Annotated in this window: 25 protein-coding genes; 9 read left to right on the top strand and 16 right to left on the bottom strand. The window is 43.5% G+C overall.

Annotated elements, in window-relative coordinates:
• Window positions 1-65 precede the first annotated feature (65 nt).
• Complete coding sequence (locus C9991_RS03860; RefSeq protein ID WP_106811281.1) at window positions 66-1187, top strand: site-specific integrase; 1122 nt, start codon at window positions 66-68, stop codon at window positions 1185-1187.
• A 366-nt stretch (window positions 1188-1553) separates the two neighbouring features.
• Window positions 1554-2315 (top strand): hypothetical protein, encoded by a 762-nt coding sequence (locus C9991_RS03855; RefSeq protein ID WP_106811280.1) that lies wholly within the window; start codon window positions 1554-1556, stop codon window positions 2313-2315.
• A gap of 151 nt (window positions 2316-2466) precedes the next feature.
• On the opposite strand, the gene C9991_RS03850 is transcribed toward C9991_RS03855, so the two are convergent.
• From C9991_RS03850 to C9991_RS03830, 5 genes are all read right to left on the bottom strand, one after another.
• The gene (locus C9991_RS03850) at window positions 2467-4233 is read right to left on the bottom strand and encodes a leucine-rich repeat domain-containing protein (protein ID WP_106811279.1); all 1767 of its coding nucleotides are present in this window, start codon (window positions 4231-4233) and stop codon (window positions 2467-2469) included.
• Between the two features lie 235 nt (window positions 4234-4468).
• Window positions 4469-4885: an N-acetylmuramoyl-L-alanine amidase gene (locus C9991_RS03845; protein ID WP_106811278.1), complete on the bottom strand. Its 417-nt coding sequence runs from the start codon at window positions 4883-4885 to the stop codon at window positions 4469-4471.
• Window positions 4882-5109, bottom strand: a complete 228-nt coding sequence (locus tag C9991_RS03840; protein WP_106811277.1) for a hypothetical protein — start codon at window positions 5107-5109, stop codon at window positions 4882-4884. Before C9991_RS03840 ends, C9991_RS03845 begins: the two co-directional genes overlap by 4 nt.
• Before the next feature lie 75 nt (window positions 5110-5184).
• The gene (locus C9991_RS03835) at window positions 5185-5628 is read right to left on the bottom strand and encodes an HU family DNA-binding protein (protein WP_106811276.1); all 444 of its coding nucleotides are present in this window, start codon (window positions 5626-5628) and stop codon (window positions 5185-5187) included.
• 225 nt (window positions 5629-5853) lie between these two features.
• Window positions 5854-6936, bottom strand: coding sequence for a hypothetical protein (locus C9991_RS03830; protein ID WP_157949352.1), 1083 nt, complete (start codon window positions 6934-6936; stop codon window positions 5854-5856).
• Window positions 6937-7292: 356 nt separating this feature from the next.
• Here C9991_RS03830 and C9991_RS03825 point away from each other — a divergent pair, with 356 nt between their 5' ends.
• On the top strand, window positions 7293-8102 hold the full coding sequence (locus C9991_RS03825) for a KilA-N domain-containing protein (protein ID WP_106811274.1): 810 nt from the start codon (window positions 7293-7295) through the stop codon (window positions 8100-8102).
• 146 nt (window positions 8103-8248) lie between these two features.
• Here C9991_RS03825 and C9991_RS03820 read toward each other — a convergent pair whose 3' ends face one another.
• Both C9991_RS03820 and C9991_RS03815 read right to left on the bottom strand, forming a co-directional pair.
• On the bottom strand, window positions 8249-9070 hold the full coding sequence (locus C9991_RS03820; RefSeq protein ID WP_157949351.1) for a hypothetical protein: 822 nt from the start codon (window positions 9068-9070) through the stop codon (window positions 8249-8251).
• Window position 9071: 1 nt separating this feature from the next.
• Window positions 9072-10112 carry a hypothetical protein gene (locus C9991_RS03815; protein WP_106811272.1) on the bottom strand — a complete coding sequence of 347 codons (1041 nt, stop codon included), beginning with the start codon at window positions 10110-10112 and terminating at the stop codon, window positions 9072-9074.
• Between the two features lie 673 nt (window positions 10113-10785).
• Here C9991_RS03815 and C9991_RS03810 point away from each other — a divergent pair.
• From C9991_RS03810 to mobV, 4 genes are all read left to right on the top strand, one after another.
• Window positions 10786-11157 (top strand): helix-turn-helix domain-containing protein, encoded by a 372-nt coding sequence (locus C9991_RS03810; RefSeq protein WP_106811271.1) that lies wholly within the window; start codon window positions 10786-10788, stop codon window positions 11155-11157.
• 4 nt (window positions 11158-11161) lie between these two features.
• Window positions 11162-12526, top strand: a complete 1365-nt coding sequence (locus tag C9991_RS03805; RefSeq protein WP_106811270.1) for a DUF3987 domain-containing protein — start codon at window positions 11162-11164, stop codon at window positions 12524-12526.
• Window positions 12527-12648: 122 nt separating this feature from the next.
• Complete coding sequence (locus C9991_RS03800) at window positions 12649-13671, top strand: DUF6371 domain-containing protein (protein WP_106811741.1); 1023 nt, start codon at window positions 12649-12651, stop codon at window positions 13669-13671.
• Window positions 13672-13860: 189 nt separating this feature from the next.
• Window positions 13861-15894 (top strand): MobV family relaxase, encoded by a 2034-nt coding sequence (gene mobV / locus C9991_RS03795; protein ID WP_106811269.1) that lies wholly within the window; start codon window positions 13861-13863, stop codon window positions 15892-15894.
• Window positions 15895-16172: 278 nt separating this feature from the next.
• Here the strand turns inward: mobV and C9991_RS03790 are convergent, their stop codons facing one another.
• Entirely contained in the window at window positions 16173-17033 is an 861-nt protein-coding gene (locus C9991_RS03790; RefSeq protein ID WP_106811268.1) for an aldo/keto reductase, read from the bottom strand.
• A gap of 96 nt (window positions 17034-17129) precedes the next feature.
• Here C9991_RS03790 and C9991_RS03785 point away from each other — a divergent pair, with 96 nt between their 5' ends.
• A complete protein-coding gene (locus tag C9991_RS03785; RefSeq protein ID WP_106811740.1) occupies window positions 17130-17546 on the top strand; it encodes a helix-turn-helix domain-containing protein in 417 nt (138 codons plus the stop codon).
• Window positions 17522-18139: an IS630 family transposase gene (locus C9991_RS03780; RefSeq protein WP_106811267.1), complete on the top strand. Its 618-nt coding sequence runs from the start codon at window positions 17522-17524 to the stop codon at window positions 18137-18139. The genes C9991_RS03785 and C9991_RS03780 overlap by 25 nt, the downstream gene beginning before the upstream one ends.
• A 23-nt stretch (window positions 18140-18162) precedes the next feature.
• Here C9991_RS03780 and C9991_RS03775 read toward each other — a convergent pair whose 3' ends face one another.
• The 8 genes from C9991_RS03775 to C9991_RS03740 all read right to left on the bottom strand — a co-directional run bounded on the left by C9991_RS03775 (window position 18163) and on the right by C9991_RS03740 (window position 26206).
• Window positions 18163-18978 carry a carboxymuconolactone decarboxylase family protein gene (locus C9991_RS03775; protein ID WP_106811266.1) on the bottom strand — a complete coding sequence of 272 codons (816 nt, stop codon included), beginning with the start codon at window positions 18976-18978 and terminating at the stop codon, window positions 18163-18165.
• Between the two features lie 18 nt (window positions 18979-18996).
• On the bottom strand, window positions 18997-19539 hold the full coding sequence (locus C9991_RS03770; protein WP_106811265.1) for a flavodoxin family protein: 543 nt from the start codon (window positions 19537-19539) through the stop codon (window positions 18997-18999).
• A gap of 4 nt (window positions 19540-19543) precedes the next feature.
• The gene (locus C9991_RS16610; RefSeq protein WP_157949349.1) at window positions 19544-19723 is read right to left on the bottom strand and encodes a hypothetical protein; all 180 of its coding nucleotides are present in this window, start codon (window positions 19721-19723) and stop codon (window positions 19544-19546) included.
• Window positions 19724-19816: 93 nt separating this feature from the next.
• A complete protein-coding gene (ltrA, locus tag C9991_RS03760; protein WP_106810824.1) occupies window positions 19817-21223 on the bottom strand; it encodes a group II intron reverse transcriptase/maturase in 1407 nt (468 codons plus the stop codon).
• A 422-nt stretch (window positions 21224-21645) separates the two neighbouring features.
• Complete coding sequence (locus C9991_RS03755; RefSeq protein WP_198643744.1) at window positions 21646-22575, bottom strand: alpha/beta hydrolase; 930 nt, start codon at window positions 22573-22575, stop codon at window positions 21646-21648.
• A 4-nt stretch (window positions 22576-22579) separates the two neighbouring features.
• Window positions 22580-23176 (bottom strand): cyclophilin-like fold protein, encoded by a 597-nt coding sequence (locus tag C9991_RS16605; protein ID WP_198643743.1) that lies wholly within the window; start codon window positions 23174-23176, stop codon window positions 22580-22582.
• Between the two features lie 128 nt (window positions 23177-23304).
• The gene (locus tag C9991_RS03745; RefSeq protein WP_106811262.1) at window positions 23305-24195 is read right to left on the bottom strand and encodes a helix-turn-helix domain-containing protein; all 891 of its coding nucleotides are present in this window, start codon (window positions 24193-24195) and stop codon (window positions 23305-23307) included.
• Window positions 24196-24625: 430 nt separating this feature from the next.
• Window positions 24626-26206, bottom strand: a complete 1581-nt coding sequence (locus C9991_RS03740) for a leucine-rich repeat domain-containing protein (protein ID WP_106811261.1) — start codon at window positions 26204-26206, stop codon at window positions 24626-24628.
• Window positions 26207-26320 lie beyond the last annotated feature (114 nt).

Raw genomic sequence — 26320 nt, 5'->3', positions numbered from 1 at the left:
TTTATTCCTTTGCAGCTGTGAAGAGACACTTCACCACGAATAATCATCAATAATACATATCAGTTATGAGCAACATTTGTAAGACCGTATCATTGCGTACACGCAAAATCAAGGACGGACACATGCTGTCCTATTATCTTGACTATTATCCAGGCTATCGTGACGAGAGCACGATGAAAGTCATCCGCCATGAGTCTCTTGGCATCTACATCTATGCCAAGCCGAAGAACCAGACGGAACAGAAGTACAACCTCAACCTTACGGCAAGAGCCGAGGCGATACGCTGCCGTCGCTTCGAGGCTATCGTCAACGAGCGTTACGACTTCTTCGACAAGGAGAAGATGAAAGGAGATTTCCTTGCCTACTTCAAGAGACTGGCAGACAAGAAGAACTCCAAGTGGCAACACGTCTATATGCACTTTCGTAACTTCACGCAAGGCAAGTGTACCTTCGGGGAGATAAACGTGGATTTGTGCAACAGATTTCGTGAGTATCTGCTGACAGCACCACAGGGACTGCATAAGAACAGAAAGCTACATATAAACTCAGCAGCCAACTACTGGTCTACTTTCCGTGCTTCAATCCACACTGCCTATCGTGACCGCAAGATAAAGGAGAACCCGAACGGTTTCTTGGAACGTATCGAGACAATCCCGACAGACAAGGAGCATCTTTCACAAGACGAGGTTATCCGCTTGGCATCCACACCTTGCTCCGCCCCAGCATTGAAGCGAGCCTTCCTGTTCTCTTGCCTAACGGCTTTAAGAAAGAGCGACATCAAGAAACTTACTTGGGAGGAGATACAGCCATACGGCAGCGATGGTGTGATGTATGTCACCACACGAATGCAGAAGACAAAGGACATCGTGCATAACCCCATCAGTGAGGAAGCCTTGGAACTGATAGGCTATTCACCAGATAAACGAGGCAAGGTGTTCCCCGATTTCAAAGACTCCATGACACAGGCACCATTGAAGAACTGGCTGAAAGATGCAGGGATTACCAAGCATATCTCCTATCATTGCTCACGCCACAGCTTTGCCTGTCTCCAGTTGGACGCAGGAACCAGTATTGCCGTAGTGCAGCGTTATCTCGGTCACAAGAATGTGGCAACGACAGAGGTGTATGCCAAGATTTCCGATGCTCAGAAACGTGCTTCGGTTGGCTGCATTACGTTGAAGAAGTAACCATTTGACAATAACACGCAGAAAAGGACTGTTGGAATAATTGAGTTCCAATAGTCCTTTTCTCGTTTTGTTGGTTCTATTTGCTGTCGTGGATAGAACCAATCCGACAAATACATCCTAATTTCTATAGATATTGAAGAGGAACTGCAAATTTCCCTTTTCTTTGCCCTTACCTTTGTAGTCAGCAATTAGCGGCAACTGGCACTAACGAGCAGTTTAAAGTATAATTCAGAGTATGATATCATATTAGAACGCTAATAAAGCGTAAAAGAAAGAGTGCCAGTGAACGTAAATGCGGTTTTTACATGCTTCTGCGTCTAACTTTGTGGAAGTTTTTGAACGAATAACAATAAAACGAATACGATAATGACAGTAAACAAGACAACTTCAGATTGTACCATCTACGCTTTTGTTGGTACAGCAATTCTCGCCATCTCTCTTGTCGTGGCGATGTATGTAGGCAATGACTTTCACCAAAGTCTGTTTGTCGAGTCAATCATCTTTGTAGGAAGCAACATCCTGCTTTGGGCGATATTCATTTCTATGGTGAATTATCCCTATGAACTGATGACCATTGGTAGCAACAGCAAGACAAAGAATAACGTTGTAGAAGCAGAGCCAGCAACAGAACAAGAACAGCCAAAGCAAACCTTACCACAAACAGCGTCTGTAAAATACAGCCATGAAGACTATGCCAAGTGTGTAGAGGCACAAGAAAAAGATGCGCAGGAGGAAAAGGAAAAACGAACGAGAGCTGTACTTGACTATGTGCACCGTACCATGTCAAGGTTTCTGTATGAGGAAGATTTGTACAAGGTAATTGAGGCTGTCAAGGAATGGAGCAACGACACCAACTATACCCCGACAGCAATAAACCGTTTCAAGGAGACGGTTGAGAATATTCCTTTAAGGCACTTCGTGTGGAATATCGCAGAGCGTTTGGGTAAACGTGATTACACAATGGCAATGCGAATAGCCTTTGTCAAGGCACTGTTTCCAAAGCCGTTTGAAGGCTTGGACTACAGCACATTGAAGAACATGAAAGCACCATGTTCCAATGATGTCATTCCTATTGATGAACCAAATACGGCAGACGGTTCATTCCATACAGGAAAGGAAATCGAGTAGGAGGAAAACGAAGTAGTTTTCTTCCTACTTTCGGTATGCTCGTGCCGAGCATACAAAATGGAATAGAGGGAATGTCCTTTGTTTCAGACATTCCCTCTATTCCGTTTTTATTTAAGAAAGAATTTTGCAATCCATTCTTGATTGTTCCGTATTATTTTATATATACTTTCTTTCTTGATCCGTCTTTATATACAATAATGTTAAACCCTTTCTGTAAGTGCTGCATTTTGTAGCCAGATACATTATAGATACCAGCAGAGACATGATTTGATGATGTAGTAACATTTTTGATGCCTGTCGGATCTGCACCTGTGCTGAACGTCATTACTTCACCATAGTAAGTACCCTCGTCTGTTGTGACAAATGCTTGGTATTCATAGTCCGAATTATAGGCAAGGTCCGGTAAAGTAGCAGTCATCACCTGTCCTGTTGCCTCTACAGTCAAAGCATTTGACGGAGCATTAGTTTTTGCCATCCCATGAACCGAAGTACCAGCTTTCTTCCAATATTTGAAGCCCTGTACTTTTATTCCGTCAGTACCACGCAGTGCGTAACCCTTTACCAATGCAGTGTTGCCCTCTATTGTTATCTCATCATATGTATGCACTGTCGGCTCAAAATAAGAAGTGTTGGAAGGGTCAAGTCCTACCCAGTCGCCATAATAGTATGTTCCAGAATTTGCAAGATAATAAGGGCGATATTTCCAGAGCACGGTACTGTTCAGATTACGGATGTATCCTTCAATCTTTCCCTTGTAAATACAAGCAGAGGCAGTGTTTGAAGCAAAGTCTTTTGACCAGTCTGTGCGTCGCCACTCAAAGCCAACGTTCTGTTCGTCATCGGCAACATTTGATTCTGCTGCTATGATGACATTGCCGACAGAGATTACTTTTGGCTGCTGGGTGACAAGCAATAATTTTTCTGTAGATATATTTTTTGTTGTCGTATATTCCTTATATTCATAATGGCCTTTCGCTGAAAGTTGAACCAAATATTTTACCGTAAAGTTTGAATTTGGGTCAAGTCCGCTTAATTTGATTTTGCCGTTGTCCTTACCTTCAATATGTTTGATTTGCTTTGTACCTTGATAGACATAGAATTCTTTCCTGTATACCTTGGCGTATTTCGTATCCACGTCAGGATGAGAATATTCGATTGACAAAGAGGTTGCCGTTGCTATAGCATCAACAGTGGGAGCGTAACCGGAAGTATAAGCATAGCCGGACATAACTTTACATTCATGAATCTTGTCGTCACCTTTTATTTTTGCCTTGATGACAGCATCAACTTCCGTTCCAGGAAGAGCAGTTTCCGTTACTACTGTTTCGTTACTTGTAATTTCCGTTCCGTTAAGGGTGCATGTTAATCTGTCGTCAGGTTTTCCTTTAGCTTTAATTTTTACGGTATATTTAGTCTCATCGTATGATAAACTCAGAGGGCAGAGCGTACTTTTGCTGAGCGAAGTGCCAGTCTTTGCATCTACAGCATTGTCGTAACCTGCTCGCCATAATTCTATGACGGTTCTTCCGAACTCAGCCTTTATGTCTTTCCAACAGAGTGCGTCAATACCTATAAAGCTGATATTTGGTGGGAGAATGATGGTTCCTTTGTTGTCGGTAGGAGTATAAAATGCACGAGTGTTGATTACTTCAAGTGATTGTGGCAAGGAAACTGTTTCTATTTTTTCACAGTTAGAGAAAGCATAAGAACCTATCTGTGTAATGCCTTCACCGATTATAATGTTTTTAATCTTAGATCTGCAATCTTTCCAAGGTACAGTATTAGCACTGTAGTTACTCATTTCTCCAGAACCCCATACCTTTAGCGTTCCTTCGTCATCAAGCGACCAAAATGCTGCTTCGCCGCACGAACCAGTCTTTGTCTCTGCTTTTACCCCCCCAACAAGGAAAACAGGCAAAGCAACAAAAGTAGAAATTGTTTCTTCATAAATTAATTCATTTAAAATTTAAAATTAGTAAACTTACACAATTATAAGTTGGTGCGACCCATAATTTTGGCTATAAAATCGTGGTGCACCTCCTTAATAATGTGCGTACAAATTTACGCAAAATTCATGAATACAAAAAAATAATATAGAAAAATGTATTCCATTTCAACAAAAATTTTACAACAATAGTTTTGCAACTTTTTTATTACGGCTGCAAATCTCTGTATTCAGAAACCGCATTGAAACATGGGCAAGTTTTTTGTGGGTTCAAGTCGCAATGGCCTACGATAACAGCCAGTGGATATGTTTTCTTTAGGCGCATAATCAACTGCCTCAAGGCTATTTTCTGAGCATCTGTTCTTGTGTCTTTGGGCTTTCCGTCAGCATTCAAACCTCCCTCATAACAAATGCCGATGGAATACTTGTTGTGGTTCACACAATGGGCACCGATTTGTTCTATCGGTCTGCCGTTTTCAACAGTTCCGTCACGGCGTACTACATAGTGATAGCCAATGGTACGCCAACCGCGAGCCTTGTGCCATTGCGTTATATCCTTTGCCGAACTCTGTTGATTCGGACGTACTGCCGAGCAATGAATGATGATAAGTGTTACTGTTCTCATGATTCTTCGTTTTTGTTGTTAGATACTTTTCCGCTGTGATAGTCCAATCCTGCCAATGCAGCACAGAAAGTGAGAAGTTCGCCAAAGGCTGTCAATACCGTTGGGTCGATATAACCCTTTGGAGGAATGAACATGGCGGAGATTATTAACCCGACACCAAGCACAGCTAATATGAATGAAGCTGCAAGGTGCAAATTCGTATGTCTGTATTTCTTGATTGCCATAAATGTTGCTTTTAATTACAGTAGCCACAATATATAATAAGGTGGCTACCGAAAATGTCAGTCAATGTGTTTCAATCAGTCCTTGCTGTCTGTGTCAACAGGTTTGTCGTTCAGTTGGTTGATGTCAACGAACGATGACACCTTGCGCATGGAAACAGAATCCAACGCATACGAACGTTTTTGGTTCGGCCAGAAACGGAGGTGTACCTTCATCACGTTGTCTGCCGTGAACTCCTTTTCCGTAGGACTGCCGTAGGTCTCTGGGCTAAGGTAGAATGTGCCGAGGTCTCCGAAACGTACACGCTTGGAATCCTTCACCAACTCTACGAGGCAATCACAGGCTGCCATCAACACGCCAAGGATAGTTGCGCGGTCGAAAGGCGAGCCGTGGTTGCTGATGTGCTGTGCGAACTCCTCAGTGGAGAGTGTTTCCGTGTAGACGAAGCGTCCATACCATCTGCCGTATGCAGCAGAACTCTTGTTGTTGTTCTTGTACTTCTTTGTGATTAACTTTGCCATAACGCTTGATTTTTAGATGTTGTACATGTTTACGATTCTCTTTGCTGCCATAGACAGCTTTGCTTGCAAGCGGACAACCGTTTTGCCGGATGTCTGATGCAAAAGTACAACGCTAAAGACCGTCTGCAAAACGTATGGAAAAAGTGGAAAATGGCGTGGAAAAACACAAGTGAACCGCACAGTCAATGCAGCCCACCTCAATATGCTGTTACAAAAAGGATTCTGTCAAGCATGTTTGCGCAGCTCCAGTTCCTTATAATATTTTGTTCCGTGGAAAATTCTAAGCACCTTTAGAAAATCCTTAATGAAGAAATCATTCTTCCAGCACTCGTTTTTGAACTTGCTTGAAAGAGGTTCCTCTGCAAGTTTCTTGCGAAAATCACCCATAGTGCATGTGAGTCGGTTTTGGAATGTGCGCTCGGTCTTTCCGATACCGTCCGTAACATTCTTTTCTTTAACATACTCAAAAAACGGTTTCTTGCATTTATCTCCAAAAACGAAAATGCCCAATTTCTCCCATTCCACAAGAATAAAGAAATAGGCGATAAGGTCGATAGGCTTATTGTAGTCTCCCTCAAGTCTTTCTGTCGGCAATGCGCCAAAGAACTTTTGGAAGATTTCACAGAAACACATCGAGAGCTTATTTTCGTCTACATAAGGGCGAAAGATATTATAAACATGAGTATTCTCATTGCTTTTAGGCAAAATGTCAACGAGTTCAGCGCGTATTTCATTCATCTCTCTTGCAATTTCTGCCTGTTTCTTTGCTATTTCTTCTTGCAATTCTACCAAAACTATATATCTCTCCAGCAGTTGCTGTGTTCTGCTTTGGGGAATGGCTATGCCCGATGCTCTCGCATGTATGCCATTGCCAGTTGTCGGGCGCAAGCTGCCGTTTCCTTTGGACTTGCCGCTACCTGTGCAGCACACTGAAGGACCGCCAAAGCCGGCAATATCATTGGGAACACCAAATGTTGTGGTTTCAATGCCATGTGTACCAATCGGCTTAACCGTTGGAGCAAAGGCATCAAAAAGTTTGCTTGGATAAAGGTTTAGCAACCTTTGCAAAACTTTAACCACATAACCATTTTTGCGCAACTTCGTTATTTCTGCCTTGGTCACAATGCGGACTTCTGCGTTTGTGGGCAGTCCATAGCGTGGATTTATAAAAGGGAACTTTCTTGATGTCTTGCTGTCATCAAGAAACTTTACTTGGATTGTTTTTATTGTCAGCTTGCTAAAATCAGCGGACTTTACTTGAACTGGCTTGCATCGGTTCAAACGATGGTTCGTGAGTAAATAGTTCATAAGACACATATTTAGATTGTTAAACAAAAACTTCCTTTTGCTCAACCATTACAGGCGCAAAGAATCCCTTTCCTTTGCTTTGTTTCCTGCGTTCCCAATATGTGTGAAATTGTAGTGCTACAAATATAGTGAAAGTTATCCATTCCGCCAAACTTTCAACAGACTATTTTTAGAAAGTTGGCAACTTTCTCATGGAAATTAGGCAACTTTCTATGAGAAATCAGGCAGGTTTCTGTTTTTTCGCTATAACAGAACTACTTTTTTGCATTTCTGTTATGCTTTTCTCTGTAATTTTATTATCTTAGCCAAGAATTAAAAAATCAATATATGTTTAATCGTTGATTACAAGTAAAGTCATGGCAAAAATCATAGTCAAAGACCGAACCATCAAGACTATCAATAAGGATGGAATTGATTATATCTGCATAACCGACATCGCCAAACAGAAAAATGGTGAGGATCCTAATGGCGTGATAGGAAATTGGATGCGGAATCGCAACACGATAGAATTCCTTGGTATATGGGAAAGTTTATACAATCCAAATTTCAACCCCATCGAATTCGAGGGGTTTAGAAAGGAAGCAGGATTGAATGCTTTCACGATGTCGCCGACAAAATGGGTAGAATCAACTCGTGCTATTGGGATAAAGGCTGTGTCTGGACGATATGGCGGAACTTATGCTATATCTGATATTGCATTTGAATTTGCGTCATGGGTTTCTGTAGAGTTTAAGCTATATCTCGTTCGTGAATTCCAACGCCTCAAAGCAGATGAGCAAGAACAGTTGGCATGGTCTGCCAAGCGAGAACTTTCTAAGATAAACTATCGCATCCACACGGATGCCATCAAGGCGAATCTCATTCCTGCAGAGGTGACCCGTGAGCAAGCTGCCATGAAGTATGCCGATGAAGCCGATGTCTTGAACATGGCAATGTTTGGTATGACGGCAAGACAATGGCGTGAGCAGAATCCCGACAAGAAAGGCAACATTCGTGATTACGCCAGCATCAACGAGCTTATCTGCCTCTCCAATATGGAAAACCTCAACGCTGTATTCATCAATGATGGCATGGCTCAGTCTGAACGACTAATCAAACTCAATCAGATAGCCATTCAGCAGATGAAGATTCTTGAAGACACTGGAGGTAGAAACCTGTTGAAATAAATGAATTTCGGTTGTTAATGGAATGATAACAAGAGATGAAATAAAACCGCTCATAAGGTAAGAATATTAATTGCTAAAGTTTGTCCAAAGAGCAAAAAAAATCCGTGGGCGGTTTTTAAATGCGTGCCCACGGATTTCCTTATATATCAGAAATTAAAGCGTAGATATACTGTTGATGTTCCAAATTTAAATTTCTGTTTGCCTGTTTTTATGCCTTCACCTTCTTCTTCGTCATATGCAAGGGAGAGAGAGTTGAACTTAGAGTTTCCCCATCGGTATTCATAGCCTAAAGATATAGCTTTGTAAGCGACATCTATACCAAAATTGTAAAAAGTGGTATAACCATGATGGCATTCCGTATCTCCATCAGTATTTTCTATAAGAAGAGAGTAAGATGGTGTGACGTGGAAATAAGTATGCAGTTTTAAGTGCTGCAATCCATGTCCGACAGAATAGAATGGGGCAAAGTTCAACGAAGGACCTATGCCCATACCTAAATCAAGCTGGTAGACATTGTCCTTGCCAGAGGCATTGTCATCGTCGTAATCTCCATAGTCACTTTCCAATGTGCTCACCTCTGCAAGGTCATCCGTCTTGTACTTCACAAAAGTTGCACTCAGTCGAGTCCAATCTAAACCAATTTTTAAGATGTGCGCAATTGCAGACTTATGGAGATAATAAGTTCGACCATAAGCGAGAGATGCTCCAAATTGGCTTTTCCTGTCATACCCCAAGTCTTTGTTTGTTAGTTTTTGCGACACATAGCCAATCGTAAAGTATTTCTTTCGGACCCATATTTTGTCGTCATACTCTGCTTGACTTCTTTTTTCTTCTTTTGTTTGAAGTACATTCAATTGCTGTTGCAGAGAGTCTACTTTTGCGATAACGGACGCATTGGTCGTTTCTGTTTGGGCAAATGTAAGTCCTACTGTTAACGACAGTGACAGTGTTAAAAGAAACTTTCTCATCTTATTTGGCTTCATCAAAAGTTAGAGTCATTATTTGCTCATACGATTCACCTTCGTCAGATTCTTTTTCAGACTCCTCCAATACAAGCTGACCTTGTTTGTTGAATGTGGCTGTGGTCTTTCCTCCAACTTGCACATCACTGTCTGCTCCAAAGAATAACTCGTGAGACCATTCGTTTTCATCAGGCTTGTCATTTCCGTTGTAATCATAGTCTACAAACCAAGTCTGAATCTCATTAGAGTTGTTGCTTGCCCATCTCCAAACCATACCGCCAAGCGATTCTGTACCATCTCTTTTAATAAGTATAGTACCAGACTTTGAGAAAATGAACTGCTTCAACTTATAAGCATCGGCTTGCTCTATCATTTGATTGTATTCCTGCTCGTCTTTATCTGTCCAACCATCTTCCTCATCGGGATGGCTCTTTGCCCATTCCTTTATCTTTATAGCCAAGTCTTTGTAATTGCTTGCTGTATAATCAAAATAAGTTTTTCCATTCAGCTTGACGCAATATCTAACGCTCTTGAAATTCCAAGTACGGCATATTTTATCAGTCAATGGGTTGTTTTCATTTGTCTTAGGATAAAGACGTGCGGGACAAGTCCACTCATTTCCACTTTTGTTAGAATGTATTGTTACAGAAGCAACACTTCCGTTATCATCCTTATTTATTCTAACAGTACCAAAATCTTCCAAAATGTAATAACCATTGGCATCCTTTGTATAATTGCCGTAGTACATGCCTACATATTCAGATGTGGCACGTGTTAAGGTTGCAGGTATCTTGTGCAAACCAACAGCCTGCTTGGAATTTCTGCCTGCATTGTTCATAATAACGATATACTGACCACTCTCAGTAAGCTCAATGGACTTTACTTCTGAACTTTCATCTGTTATTTCATATTTGGCGGCATCGGCAGCATACTGAGGAGTATCTAACTGACCCTCCCCATCATTATCATCACTGCTACTGCATGATGAAAAATTTCCCACGCAAAAAAATGCCATGAGGAAAAATAGAATTGTTTTGAATTTCTTCATTCTTAAATTGATAAAAAGGCGTGCAACCGTTCCACAGCTTGTCTAATCATAGGTTACCGCCAAGTGACCTGCACGCATAACAAGCGAGGAACAGTCCACGCCTTAGAGCGTGAACCTTCCTACTACTTGTTCTCATGCGTTGAATGTTTGGCGGTATTCATGATTAGAGAACAAGAGCATTAAAGCTCAATATCCCAAAAGTATAGAACGGAAACGCTTAGGTTAAAGATTGAGGCTTAGCACCTCGTTTTAAATCTCTGTAGAGGAATGGCTATTCTTGGAATGGCTCAGTCCTTAGCGTTTCATTCTTGTGTAATGTCTGTTTCTTACTTATTTTATTTTTAGTTTAACAATCCGTGAACTTGCAAACATAATGTAAAAGTATGGTTCACATTACGAATGCGATTGCAAAGATAATAGAAATTAGCTGCAATAAAGAATTTGATATGATATTTTAACGTATTCTTGTCCTCTTGCCATGTTTTTGTATGATTTCATCTCTATCCGTCTCATTTTTAACACTCCAATCGCTTTGTGTTGTCTCTGATATGTAATTTTCCAATATTCCCAATTGTTAGAGTTATTCCTTCGTGAATGACAAATGACGGTCATGAAACGCTGTAACGGAGGCATCATTCTGTTCCTTTGCCCCAGTTTTTAATATCAAAGCAATATGAGTGAACCATTAACTTTCAACGACCTTCCAATGGTCGTTGCCCAGCTTCGAGATGAAGTGGTGGGCATGAAGCAGATGATCATCAGTCTGCAATCACAGAACAAGCCACACAAGGCGAACACGCACATACCTATGAGTGTGGAGGAAGCATCGGCATACCTGAAAATGCCGATGGCTACTCTCTACATGAAACTTGGAAACGGCAGCATTCCTGCCACCAAGCCGGGCAAGCGTTACTGCCTTTATCAGGATGAACTTGACAAGTGGCTGGAGACTAACCGCAAGAATCCTGTACCTCTTACGGCAGAGGAAGAGAATGCAGCCATTCTTGCAGGAAACAAGCGCAAGCCGAAACCCTTAAACTGGTAATGTCATGGATGCGCTTGAAATTTGTAACAAGCTACGCTCGGAGGCTTCGGGCGTAGCCACTTCTGGAATTCCGCTTGACGTATTCCCCCAGAAGATGCAGCAGATGATTCTTGATTTGGCAAGGACGGAGAACTATTCCATTGAGTTTACCGCTACTTCCCTAATATCCGCTATGGCAGCAGCAATCGGCAACTCCTGCTATATCCGGATTAAAGGCAATTGGATTACTTCACCTATCCTATATGTCATTCTTGTTGGCAGACCAGGAGTCGGCAAGACGCCACCATTGAACTTTGCCTACAAGCCGTTGCACGACATTGATACAGAAGAGCACCATAAGTTCAAGGTTCTAAAGAATGAGTATGCAGCCATTGTGGAGAGAAACAAGGGCAAAAAGCGGACGGAATGGGAATCGTTACCTCCAGTACCAGTCCTGCATAAGAATATCATGAATGACTTCACGCCAGAGATTCTGATGCGCAATCACGATGCCAACCTCAGAGGTGTGGCAGTTGTGGTGGATGAGATAATGGGACTGTTCAACACCATCAACCGATACAACAACAGTTCTTTTGTACAACAGATGCTGTCGGCTCACAATGGCTTGCCTGTAGATGTATCTCGTTGTAATCTTGATTGTCCTTTACGCATTGACTATCCTTGCATACAGATTGTAGGAACTATCCAGACTGGTATTGTGCATGAACTTTATGATATGGGATTCAAGAAGAATGGTTTTCTTGACCGTTTCCTGATCACATGCCCAAAAGGTTTGAAGATAGCTCCTTGGGTTAAGGTTCCAAAACAAGATGCTGCAATCATTGAAAGACCATTCCGTGTATGGAAAGAGATCATAGACAAGGCTGTGGCTCTTCCTTTTACGGAAGGCATCTTCAATGTTCTTGACTTCTCTGATGAAGCCATTGATATATTCTATGATTGGCAGAATGAGGACATAGAACGGCAGAATGCCATTACGGATGAAAAAATGATAGACTCACGTGCTGCAAAAGTTCCTTTGAACACGGCTCGGCTTGCCTTGATATTCCAACTGTTCCGATGGGCTTGTGATGAGTCTCACAAGGATTTTGTTGATGCGGAGTCCGTGAATGCAGCCATACGGATGAGCGATTACTTTGAGAAGTCATACAAAAGGATGGATGACCTCGTTTTAACCGAGGCTACCGACCCTGTGAAGAAACAGGTACTTGACTCGTTGGGAAACAAGTTCGTAACTGCTGAAGCAGTAAAGGCTGGAGCGGATTTCGGTTTTGCAAGACGTACTGTCATGTATATGCTCAAAGACTTCTGTCAGAGAAACTTTATCATCAAAGACAAGCAAGGCAATTATGAGAAAGTTCAGAAGTAGAACCACCACCTTGCACCGTTTGCACTTTGCACTTCTTGCACTCTTGCACAACAGATGCTGCATTTTGTGCCAAACAAGTGCAAAAGTGCAGAAAGTGCAAGGTGCAACAAGTGCAGAGCCCTATGAGTGAGTATAGATTCCATCTACAGAAATACAAGCTGGGCAATCGATATGCTTGCCCTCAATGTGGGCGTAAGCGTTGCTTTGCAAGATATATTGACGAGGAAGGACAAATTGTATTCCCTGACAATGTGGGGCGTTGTGACCATGAACAGAGTTGTGGCTACCATTATTCTCCGTCTGATTATTTCAAGGACAATCCCGATACCAACTGCAATGATGATTGGAGATATAAAACACCAATCAAAGAGTGCAGGAAAGAGAAACCTCTTCCAACTTTCATTGAAAATAAGTTGATGGAGCAAACACTGCATGGCTATTCTGTCAATCCTTTGTACCGATACATTTCAACGGTCTTTGGCAAAGAGGAGACAGAACGGCTGTTTGCCTTGTACAAGGTCGGCACTTCAAAGAAATGGGGCGGTTCAACTATTTTTTGGCAGATAGATGTCAATGGGAATGTGCGCACTGGCAAGATAATGAAGTATGATGACAAGACAGGACACCGCATCAAGGAACCCCACAGCCTGGTGACTTGGGTACACTCGGAACTGAAACTGCCAGACTTTACACTTCGGCAGTGCTTCTTTGGCGAACATCTGTTGACAGATAAAACCACGACTAAGACAATAGCCATCGTGGAGAGCGAAAAGACAGCCATCATTGCCACCCACTTCATATCTGATTTCGTATGGTTGGCTACTGGAGGCATGAACGGATGCTTCAATAAAGATGCAGTCGAAGTCCTAAGCGGTCGGGAGGTTGTTTTGGTTCCAGACCTTGGGGCAATGGATAAGTGGAAAAGCAAACTTCCATTGCTGCAATCAATATGCAAGCAAGTTCTTGTCAGCAGTATCTTGGAAGACAATGCCACCGATGAACAGAAAGCCAATGGTCTTGACATTGCCGACTTCCTTCTGATGACGGAAACACCGCAGATGGCGCTACAAAGGCTGATAAAGCAACATCCGCCACTCCAGCATCTAATAGACAGTCTTGGGTTGGTGTTGGTGGAAGAGCGATAGCAGAATGGGTAAGGGTCTGCGGGCACGCTTGCGTGACGGACTTTCAAAAAAGTCCTAAACATAATAGGGACTTTTAGATTCACATGCTGACGCTGTTCACTTAAAAAGTCCTTCTATTATGCTCAGGCTCCGCCCGAGACCGGCCACCAGTTATACAATAACTATATTACAAACTCAAATGAAATTCCAATGGAAAGAAACATACCACGTGCCGCCATCCATGTAGGCACAGACAAGAAATCGTACTCGTCCCAAGTGGGCAACGAGGCGGAACGCAGAGGTTGGGACGAGAAGCGTTACCAACTAAAAAACGCGGACATAGACAAGAACAACCATTATAACTACTCACGCAAGAGACTCAACTTTGAGATAGTCAAGGGTGGAAAGATAGTGCCTCTTGGTTCCCAGTCTGTGCCGTTGCATGAACGCTTGCAGCATCGACTTGATGAACTTGGCTTCAAGCCGTATATGGATGCCAAGCGTCCCGACCAAGTTTCAAGGAACAGTCCGAACAGCACTGTCGGCATCATCTTCAGTGGTGACCATGATGTGCTTAACAGGCTTGCCTTTGGTGAACAGAAACTCAACACATCAGATCCAAATGCTGACCACAGCAAGGTTGTATTGCAAAAAGGCATCTATGACTGGGCATTGGACACCTACCGCTTTGCATGTGAGAAATGGGGAGAAGAGAATGTCATCGGCTTTGATGTGCATTGTGACGAGACAAGCATCCATGCCCATGTGCAGACCGTGCCTGTTGAACAAGTAAAGAAACATGGGCGCATCGGAAGCAAGTACATTCACAAGGATAATCCAGAAAATGTTCTCTCTACCAAGGAATGGAGAGCACTTCCAAAAGAAGAACGTGACAACTACACAAAATCGGAAGCGGCAAAGGGTGTTGTTGAAAGGGTCTCTTATGCCAAAGTGTGGGGAGAGCGAGCAAAGGACAAATCACAATACCTTTCCCAACTGCATACTGACTATTACAACAAGGTAGGGCATAAGTATGGCTTGGCAAGAGGCTTCTCCTATGATGAACTTTCAGAGGAAGAAAAGCGAGGACGCAAGCATAAGAACAAGGTGGTGCTTGAAGCTGAACGTCAGGCGAAAGTCGCTCTTGACAAAGTGGAGAAATATGCAGTGCTTGCCACAATCGACAAGAAGGAGCTGACCATTCCTTTACTCAACATCAAGGCTCCAGTTCAAGAAGCGATGAATGCCGTAAAGAAAGAGCTTGCCATCCCGATTCCTACTATTATCGGACAAAAGGCGTGGCGTGAGGAGCGTGTGGCTAATATCAACGCTGCAATCAAGGCTCTTGTAGCAGCCATCAATGCAGAACGTGACAAGCAGAATGAAGATGTACGCAAGTCTGTCAACAAGACATACACTTACTATATGCAGAATCTCAATAAGCAGATAGAGGAGAACAAGGCACTTCGTTTTGAGAATGATGCGCTAAAGGATGAGAATGCCAAGGTTAAACAACGTATATCACAGCTTGACGAGAAAGCGGTGGAACGAGTGGCAACACAACTTGGATATGCAAAAGAGGAACTTGCCAGTGCCAAAAGTTACAATGCCGCGCTTGCAGAAAGGTATAATGATTTGAAGGCTCGTTGGAATGCCATTTGGCAAGAGCCAGAAATGACAGACGCATGGAGACGAGTGGAAGCACGTAAGGAGAAAGAAACAAAAGAAAAGGCTCGGCAAGAAGCCGAAGCCAAACGTGAAAGCATGGCTCGGCAAAATAGATACATAGGAGTGCTTGACAAGTTCATCCATGAGGGACATGAAGCTTTATCATCCTTTGCAAAAACAGATAGAGTCAACTTCAACGAGAAAGAATCGGCTTCCATATACTATGGCATTATGGCATCTGCTGTAAAGCATAATATTGGATTGGACTCTAAAGCCAGTATAGAATCGGCAGCAAAGAGGTTCTTGTCTGATATGTCTTGGCATGGTTTTACAGACTTCAAGCAGGAATGTGTCACCAACTGGACAAAACTCTTCGCCACAAATGAAGTTCAATTCACAGACAACGCCATTGACAACTTTCTCACTTTTGTTGACTATATGTCATGTAGTGCAGACACATACGTTTCACTTGGTGGCTCAAATGGCTGTGCAGACCAACTTACGAATTGGGATGGAACACAAAAAGTGGGATTGGGAGCAGTTCAAAGAAAAAAGGAAAGAGGTTTCTCGCTATAGTTTAAGATAATGAGCATAAGAACTTGCTTTGTTTGAAGTTCAACAAAGCAAGTCATTATGCTTTTTAGTCAAGGAAGTGTAGATGCATCTATTTCCATTGGCTTTAACATGACACTTCTCCAATATTCTCATCGCTGTTTCATCACCATTGAAAGGACCCAAAGCTTTCGTTTACAGTCACCCTCCATATGCTTTTGCCCTTTCTATGGTCAATATTCATAGTCTGTTGACCATTGTGACATTATCTTATTTCATAATTTCTCCTTTTGGGTTAATATTTATTCCGCAGGCTTAACCAAAGCTCTCCACTCCATAAACTGCTTGGCAACCTGTCCGTCGTGGTGGTCGAAGAATAGGCTGTGGGCAGTATCAAGTGCTGCAATAGCCTTCATGTCATCAGCATCAAGTTCGAAATCAAAGAGGTTCAGATTCTCTTTCATACGCTCCTTGTGGACGGTCTTTGGGATGATGATTACATCGCTTTGCAACAGCCATCGTAATGCCACTTGTGCTGCAGTCTTGCCGTGCTTTTCGCCAATCTGGGTGAGGGTAGGGTTGGTGAACAGTCCGTTCAGACCTTCTGCCAGAGGAGCCCACGCCATGATATGCGTGCCGAACTCATCCATGAATTTGCGTGCCTTAAGTTGCTGGTCGAACACATGTGTCTCCACCTGGTTTACCATTGGCGCAATCTCCATGTTTGAAGCAAGGTCTATGAGATGATCTGGGAAGAAATTGCTCACTCCGATGGCACGAATCTTTCCTGCCTTGTAAGCTTTCTCCAAGTCGCGGTAGGCTCCATAGCGGTCGCAGAAAGGCTGGTGGAGGAGCATCAGGTCGATGTGATCGGTCTGCAGTTTGCGCAGACTTTCGTCAATACTCTTCATGGTCTGTCCTTCGCCATAGTTAGAAATCCATACCTTTGACACGAGGAAAAGCTCATCACGGCTGACACCACTTTTCTTCCATGCGCTGCCCACGGCTTCCTCGTTTTTATAAGCCTGTGCAGTATCTATCATCCGATAGCCCACGCTGAGAGCATCCAGCACACAACGCTCACACTCATCAGGTTCTACCTGATAAACACCATAACCCAGTTGTGGCATTTCCACGCCATTGCTTAACTTTATCTTCTTCATAATTGTAAAAGTTTATTATTAAGTAAGTGATCTAAATTATTTATATATATCAGTACTAATATGGTTCATTTTCCGTTTTATAGAAAAAATAGAATTATGAAACCAATAAAAGTACTTGAATTATCAGAGGTTGATCGCCTCAAATTAGAGAAAGGCTATCATAATGGCCCTACTCATAGTTTTCGTATCAGATGCAAATCCATATTGCTGAAGTCAGAAGGTAAATCAGCTCCCCAAATAGCAGAAATGCTTGAGGTAACAGTACCTACTGTCTACACATGGGTAAAACGTTATGAAGAAAATGGCATCAAAGGCTTGGAGACACGTCCTGGTCAGGGGCGAAAGCCTATTATGGATTGTTCTGATGAAGAAGCTGTCCGCAAGGCAATTGAGGAAGACCGTCAGAGTGTGTCCAAAGCACGTGAGGCATGGCAGAATGCGACTGGTAAAAAAGCCAGTGACATTACCTTCAAACGTTTTTTAGAAACATTGGTGCAAGATATAAGCGTATAAGAAAACGCCCAAGGGGCAAACCCTCACCGCAGCTCTACGCATACAAGAAAGAGAAGTTGCAAGAACTTGAAGAACTTGATTCCAAAGGAGAACTTGTGCTATATTATGCCGACGAAAGCCATGTCTGTACAAACGGATATGTTCCATATGGCTGGCAATTCAAGAATGAGGATGTTTACATCTCATCCGAGAAAGCTGCCCGGCTTAATATCTTTGGCATGATTACCAAAAGGAACCAATATAAAGGCTTTACCACAAAAGAGTCCATCAACGCAGACAAGATTGTGGACTATCTTGATAGATTCTCTTTCAATGTCACGAAGAAGACTGTAATTGTCTTGGACAATGCTTCTGTTCATAGAAATCGGAAAGTGAAAGAACTGAGGAAAATTTGGGAGAAAAGAGGATTGTACCTCTTCTATCTTCCACCTTATTCTCCGGAACTCAATCCTGCCGAGATTCTTTGGCGTATACTTAAGGGTAAATGGATAAGACCGATAGATTACGAGACTACGGACTCGCTTTTCTATTGTACGAACATGGCCTTGGCGTCTGTGGGTACGAACTTATTCGTGAATTATTCATATTTATAAAATTAATTTTGAACAGTTACTTATTATTTTAACTTGTTATATTCCTCATCACTCACAGGCTCCAGCCACTCGTTTGAGCTGTTCTCACCAGGAATTTCAAAGGCGAGGTGAGCAAACCAGTTGTCTTTTGCAGCACCGTGCCAATGCTTCACGTTGGCTGGAATGTGGATGACTGTGCCTGGGAGAATCTCCTGCGCAGGTTTGCCTTCTTCCTGGTACCAGCCACGTCCGGCTACGCCTACCAGCATCTGTCCGCCGCCCTTTGTGGCGTGATGCGTGTGCCAGTTGTTGCGGCAACCTGGCTCAAAGGTTACGTTGAAGAAAGGTATCTGACTGTCAGATATTTGTGCCAGATAACTGTTTCCCTTGAAGTATTTGGCGTAAGCGGTGTTAGGCTCGCCGATAGGGAAGATCATCTCGCGCTGGAAAGCAGCCTTGGCGTCTTCTCCTTTCACATCTTCGCTCCATACCTCCTTTGCCAGATTGAAGGCAGCCCAGGCTTTTGGCCAGCCGGCGTAGAAGGCGATGTGAGTGATGATTTCTGCCGCTTCCGTGCGAGTAATTCCGTTATTTTTTGCCGACTGCAGGTGATATTTCAGCGAACTGTCGGTGATTCCTTGGCTGATGAGCGAAGTGATTGTTACCAAACTGCGGTCACGCAATGAAAGCAGGTCATTGCGGCTCCATACTTCTCCGAAGAGAATGTCGTCGTTGAGGTGGGCGAACTCAGGGGCGAACTCACCCAGTTGGGTGCGCCCTGCTGTCTGTACTATTTTCTGTTGTGCCATGATGTTGAGTGAAATAGTCGTTAATATGATGAATGTTGCAAAAACTTTCATAAAAGCCACCTTAAGAGTTTATTCTTTAACAGATTTACCTAACTCGTATGCTTCCTGCAATTTCCTGTTGCCCTCAATAGTGCGTGGAGCGTCAACGCCTCCGCAGAACAGAGTGCCGGCAAGATGGCTCTCAGGATAGCAGTCTATCCAGCCTGTCAGTCCGGCTTCAGCACGTTTCGGCACTTCCGGTTCATTTTCGGCAGCAGTAGAGAGCATGTAAATATCACGGAACTTGTAATCAAGCGAGAACATGGCGTTCATGCGGTCGATGAGCGTCTTCATCTGTCCGCTCATCTCATAATAATATATAGGTGTAGCCCAGCAAACCACATCGGCATTCAGCACTTTCTGCATGATGTCGTTCACATCATCCTTGATGACACACTTGCCCAACTTCTGACAAGCCAGACAGCCTTTGCAGAACCTGATGTCCTTTCCTGCAAGAGAAATTTTTTCCACATCATGACCTACAGCCTTGGCTCCTTCGATAAACTGATCAGCGAGCATGTCGCTGTTTGAACCAGTACGCAGACTGGTAGAGATTACGATAACTTTCTTCATTGTATTATCTTTTTAAATTCTTCTTCAGGAACTCTTCGATGTTGTCCCAAGGAATCAATCCTTTCTCACCACCATCGTATAGGTCGCAATGAGAGGCTCCTGGGATAATGAGCAGTTGTTTATTGGCTGGAACTGGGTTGGGCTTTCGTGCGAAGTCGTAGCCTTCCGCCTTTCCATCCATCATAATCGAGTAGGAGGAAAACGAAGCAGTTTTCTTCCTACTTTCGTTTTCCGACCTCTCACACCACCGTACGTGCGGTTCCGCATACGGCGGTTCCTATTTTGGATACCATTCGAGATACGCCTCCATTAAAGTAGCATACCCTGCGGAGCGTAGTTTATTGTTATCTATCGCCCTTTTTAGAACAGGGCTGTCAGCTATTCGCCAATAGCCCTTGCGAGTGTTACCCCATTCGTATGCTTGGTATTTATTGATACCGCATCTAATGAGGTTTGCCACTTTTGTCTTGACTTTCTTCCAAGCTTTCCATATACACATGCGTATTCTACGTCTTAACCATTCGTCTGTTACAAGCAAGAGACGCTTCATATTGGCAAAGTGATAATAGCCGACCCAACCTCGTATGTATTCTTTCAGCTTCTGCTTTCTCTTGGCATATCCCCATCCATTGCTGCGGTTTGTCAGTTCTTTCAACCTTGACTTCATCTTGGCTTTGGACTTTGGGTGCACCGTGAGTTGGCATTCGCCTTTCATCACATAAAAGGAGTAGCCGAGGTATTTCACTCCGCGCACATACGACACTACGGTCTTTTCCTTGTTGACTTTGAGATATAGAGTATTCTCTATAAATCGGGTTATAGACTCCTTCACTCGCATTGCAGCCCTTTTGGACTTGCAGAATATCATCGAGTCATCGGCATAGCGCACAAAGGGGAGTTCTCTGCGTTCAAGTTCCTTGTCCAATTCGTTGAGCATTATGTTACTCAACAATGGACTTAGCGGACCGCCTTGGGGAGTTCCTTCCTCGCTCGCTTCAAACAAACCTTTGTTCATTACACCACTTCGGAGATATTTGTGTATAAGACTGACCACTCTGCCGTCTTTTATCGTACGGCTGAGGATTTCTATGAGTTTGCTATGGCTCACCGTGTCGAAGAAGCGTTCAAGGTCAAGGTCGACTACATATATGTAGCCTTCGTTGACTATCCTTCGCGCTCCTCGTAGTGCGTCATGGCATCCTCTTCTCGGACGGAAGCCGTAGCTCGTCTTGGAGAATTGGTTCTCATAGATGGGAGTCAATACTTGGTTGATGGCTTGTTGCACCAGACGGTCTACTACTGTAGGTATTCCCAACAGGCGCATCTTGCCATTGTCCTTGGGTATTTCTACCCTTTTTACTGGGTTCGGACGGTAAGAACCGTCCATCAAGGAACGGGTGAGTTCATCCTTATTGGTCAGGAGCCATGGGAACAATTGCTCGCACGACATCTTGTCGATACCACCACAGCCCTTGTTTCTCATAACTGCTTTGTATGCTCGATTGAGATTTGTGGGACTAAGAATTTGCTCGAAAAGGTGTTCCTTGTCGAATGGTACTTCCACGATGTTGTCTTCACACATCCACATGAAGGTCTGCACTCCCCCATACCATTCGGTTTCCGACCTATTTCTTTGGGGGCAGCCATTAACTTGGGATAATGTTTTCTGCATTCTTTCCTTCATAAGGTATGTTTCAATTACTATCGTTTAATTGTTAGGTTCAGCCCTTCGTGCAACGTTATCGATTGTTGCACTACTATGACGTCTGCTGACTTCTCACGGCAAGCTTTACTCCACTTCTTTCGTAAAAACAACTATTTGAAGCGTCCGTGAGACCTCCTCGGATAAGGGCGTTGTCTTTCCATCTTATACCTACTTCATTTACACCGACCGTTCCGAATAGCTATTGGGCTTTGGTTTGAATAGCAACCTCACCCACGGTCACATGCCTTATATGAAGTTTCTGTCCGTTAGGTCAGATGTTTGTCTTGGGCTTCCTTCAGATTTCATCTCGCGATGAACACCCTTGCCTTTGACTATGCAATTCCCGCTATTAGGGCTTGCTCGGGACTTTCACCCGTTAGACAATGCTCATGCCGAGCGTACTATCTGAAGGCACTTTCTCCGAAGTAACGGGAATGCGCTTTCTCTCCATGCACAATGAGGACAGCAGAACGGATTTCGTTGATGTAATAGAGGAAACGGGTGTTGGCGTAAGCCTGGCAGCCGGTGGTGCGCCAGCCGTCATTAGAATTGCCCGAACGCTTATGGTAGCCTCGTGGCGTTTTGTAATAGGCGTAATAGTCTTTTACAAACTGCGGTGCGTTCTCCGGCAATGGGTCAACCACGCCTCCTGCCTGAGTGAACGATTTGTTCCTGAGGTCGGCAGTGCGAGCTTCTGCCCATGCCTTTCGTGCCGAATATCGGCTTTCTTCGCTGTCATCTGCGTCAAAGTATCCATTACCGCTTACTCTACTCATGTCATACATGGTTATTGCCGCAGTAGCCTTGATGCGAGGGTCCTGAGCTGCAGCATTCAGAGCGATTCCGCCCCAGCCACAAATGCCGATGATGGCGATTCGCCCTGCATCTACATCATCTCGCATGCTGAGATAATCTACAGCAGCCAGAAAGTCTTCCGTATTGATGTCGGGAGAAGCCGTACGGCGAGGCTCGCCAGTAGATTCGCCTGTAAACGAAGGGTCGAAAGCGATGGTGATGAATCCACGCTCTGCCATGGTCTGCGCATAGAGACCTGAACATTGCTCCTTGACGGCTCCGAAAGGACCGCTCACGGCAATGGCTGGCAACTTTCCTTCAGCGTTCTTCGGAATATAGAGGTCTGCAGCAAGAGTAAGACCATATTGGGTCTTGAATGTCACTTTCTCATGATTTACCTTCTCACTTTCAGGAAAGGTCTTGTCCCAATCCTGTACTAATTTTATCTCTTTATCCATAGTTTCTGCTTTTACTTTTGTCTGAATTCCTGCACAACAGATGAGGGCTGTTGCTATAAATGTGAATAATCTGTTCATGATTCTATTTCTTTACAATTTTCTTTCCGTTTTCAATATAGACACCCTTATTAGGAATCTGTTTCAACTTTCTCCCGTCAAGCGAATATTTTCCGCTTGGAGCCTTCCGGTCAGCAAGCGTTTGCTTTATTCCGGTAGTAGAACCTGATGAAAGTTTAACTTTTACGCTGCCACCTCCGGCATTGAGAAACGTCTTGATTTCATCCTTGCTCAATCCCTCAATCTTCCCCAGACGGGTAAATGACCAGGAATTTGTGCCATAATAAAGGCAGATGTTATTGCCCTGATACAGAATCACATCGCCAGCAGTTGTGGTGATGCTCTCGTTGTTTTGTGGCAGGCTGAAACCTATGTAGCCCACTTTCTCGAAGTTGCCATAGTCATCAGCCTCGTAGGTGATGTCTCCCTTTTCCAACTGTGCCAGAAGTGCTCTTGTTGATGAATTGTCAACGAGCTGGCACGAAACCGTCTTTCCATTGATCGTAATGTTCATTGTGTTTGCTGATTTGTCAGATGGCGTAGCTTCTACCTCATTGCTTTGGCAAGCCATAGCCGTCAGCGCCATGAACATGATGTAAATGTGCAAAACCAATCTTTTCATATTAAACCTTTTTGTTTGATGATTAAAAAACTGGTGCAAAGATACGCACATTCTTCTAAAGAGCTTATACCTGGTTTTCTGAAGACATTACCGTTATTCCGTTTCTATCAAAACATGCTTCCTTATATTTATGCAGTCTTGCGATATTCGCTCGGTGTCTTGCCCGTCTGTGCCTTGAAAAAGCGGACGAAGTGCTGAGGATATTCAAAGCCGAGGCGCTGGCTTACTTGCGTGATGCTGAGGGCTTCATCTGTAAGCAATTGGCGGGATGCCGTAAGCAATCGGTCGTTTATCATACTCTTGGCAGTTTTGCCAGTTTCTGTCTTGACCAATTCGCCGAAATATTTGGTAGAATAGCAGCATTTGTCGGCAAAGTAGGCTACGGTAGGAAGCCCCTCACGCTCCGCTTTCCGGGCAATGTATTCATCGAGCAGATAGATGAACTTCTTTACCACCGAATGATTAATCTCCTCGCGTGTGATAAACTGGCGGTCGTAGAAGCGCAGACAGTAGTTCAGCAGCAACTCGATGTTTGAAACGATGAGTTCACGCGAATGCTTATCTATAGGATGCTGCAGTTCCTGCTTGATCATTGTGAGCACATCACGGAAGATATTGACCTCGGCAGCGGACAGGTGTAATGCTTCGTTGCTCGTATAGTCGAAGAACTCGTATCGGGAGATGTTCTTGCCGAGCTGGGTGCGGTTGAGCAGATCGGGATGGAAAGCCAATACCGTATATTTGGCAAACGGAACTCCAGGAATGGGTTCCACCTTAATCGACTGTCCCGGAGCAAACGAGGTTACGGTCATCTCGTCAAAATCATATTCTGTTCTGCCGTATGACAATTTGCAGCCCTTGTTCTCCTTCAGAAAGAGGGCATAAAGTCCGTAGTGAAGCACAGCCTCCTGTATAGGAGAGGCCTTTTCCACACGCACAACGCTTACCAGGGGATGAAGCGTTTCCACCCCTATGAAGTCGTTGAACTCCTGTATGGTATTAAAGAAAAATTCCTTCATAATCCTATTGCTTTTAAATTTCTTGGGTGCAAAGATACACACATTATCTATATTTCTTTATACCTCTAATTCGGAAAGAATTACCAGTAGTGCAGAAGCTATTCCGTTATCTGTTGTCACATGCCCCGCAGTTGGAACAACCGTTACATGTCATTCTACTGCCGCAGGTCTTGCAATGCGCTCTGAAAAAACTTACATTTTTTCATAATCGTCAGAGTTCCGCATTTTAAATGCCATTAATGCCACGAAAAGGTGTGCATGTAATATTGTATAGTCCCATTATGGGGTTGTTCCAAACAATCCCAGAACTTGTTATTTTCGTGACTATTTGTGTAAGCAAAGGTTAAATACGTTAAATATTCATCATTCCGTATCTAAACAGAATCCATATTGCCACTTTTCTACCGTTTAGAGCGTATAATACTGATAATCAACTAATAACAGATACCCCTATTGTTTTTAGGTTGCTTGACAGTTTTAGAGTGCCTTTGAATCCTGGGCAACCGTAAAAAGCATACTCGCCAATCTCTGTTACTCCATCAGGTATGACCAAGTTTCCTGAAAGACCGGAACAATTCCGAAAAGCCTGATAAGAGATTGCGCTCAGAGCTTTTGGCAGCTCAAGATTTGTAAAACTATTACAAAATATGAACGCCGACCTTCCGATAGTTGTTACTGAGTTGGGTAATGTCAAAGATCCCGTAAATCCCGAACATTCGTAGAAAGCGTTGTCCCCTATCGTTTTTAGGTTGCTTGACAGCGTTAGAGTGCCATTGAATCCTGTGCATTTGTAAAAAGCATTATTGCCAATCTCTGTTACCGAATTTGGAATTACAAGATTTCCAGTAAGACCAGTACAGAGATTGAATGCATAATCCTGGATTGATGTCACAGTATTCGGTATACGAAGTTCGCCTACCAATTTTGTTGTTTTAAATGCATACTGGGGAATTCGCGTAATCGGAGCGTCAAACTCTATCACGCACTCACCATCAACAACTTCATGCGACACAACATTGGCACCAAAATCTCTGCGTGATATATCCACCTTATTCCCGTCGGATGTATGATAACGGAAGTAGCTATGTCCACACATTTGGCAGATGTCATCTTTAAGTTGGTGTCCAGTGGCAGTAAACGTAGTGGTAAGACCGCAAACAGTCTCTTCCCCCTTACATACATTGGGGAGGAATGTCATAATGTAATCATTCGAGCAGCTGTACTGTTTCTTCTCAATGCTGAGTGAGTGCTCATTAGCAGCCACTTCGCCCAACTTGACATTATTGTCGCCTTCGCGCTTGAATACTATCCACTTGCCCTCAGTAGATGCTTTCGTTGAATAGCCTTGCTGCGCCCAGGTGAACATCATCTTATCGCCAGAAGGCTGCACCTTAAAATAGATAGGACGAACGTATCCGTCGGTGTGTTGTTTAAGAGCCACGTCCTTTTCTACTAAAGTTCCGCTGCTCTGGTCTTGCCATTTGCCCTTCACCGTAATCTTATGACCATAATAGGAGAATGACTTGTTGAAGGAGAGCTTAAGGTCGACGGTAGACCATGACTTATCTGTCGTGTTGCTGTTGTATGGGTATGTCTGTCCACTCTTAAGATCTTGGAATTGTGCCGTGCCTACGTTTGTGCCATCAAGATTAATATCCGAAGACTTGCCGACAGTACCAGGTCTGTCATTAAGAAAAGTGTAGCTTGAACCAGATATAAAACTCCACATGCTGTTAAGCTTGCCTACCTCTTTGTCGTCGATGTAGAGATACACATCGCCAGTAAAGCGGGCGTTGTATTTTTTTGTGTTCGGAACCGCATATTTCCAGTTGAACATCCATAACCTAAGCGTCACCTCCGTGCCACTGCTTGTATAGGACGTATTGTCGATTTTGACAACTGGGTTGAGTTCTGCGGCTGACGCCTTGCCAGCAGCCATACACATAAATAGCGAGAGCAACGCAAATATAAATATGCTGCGAGAGTGTTTAGAGAGTAAGAATTTCATCATGATTGTTGTAAAGTTTAGTACTATTTGGCACGAAATTAGACCAAATAATCAATACAACCAAAAAACAACTACCGTAAAATAACGTAAAAGAGTGAAAAAAGAGGGGTAAAAAGG

The sequence above is a fragment of the Prevotella merdae genome (assembly GCF_900290275.1).
In the GTDB taxonomy this organism is placed as follows: domain Bacteria; phylum Bacteroidota; class Bacteroidia; order Bacteroidales; family Bacteroidaceae; genus Prevotella; species Prevotella merdae.
The sequence above is the reverse complement of the archived record's forward strand: the minus strand, read 5'-3'. Positions and strand labels throughout refer to the sequence as shown.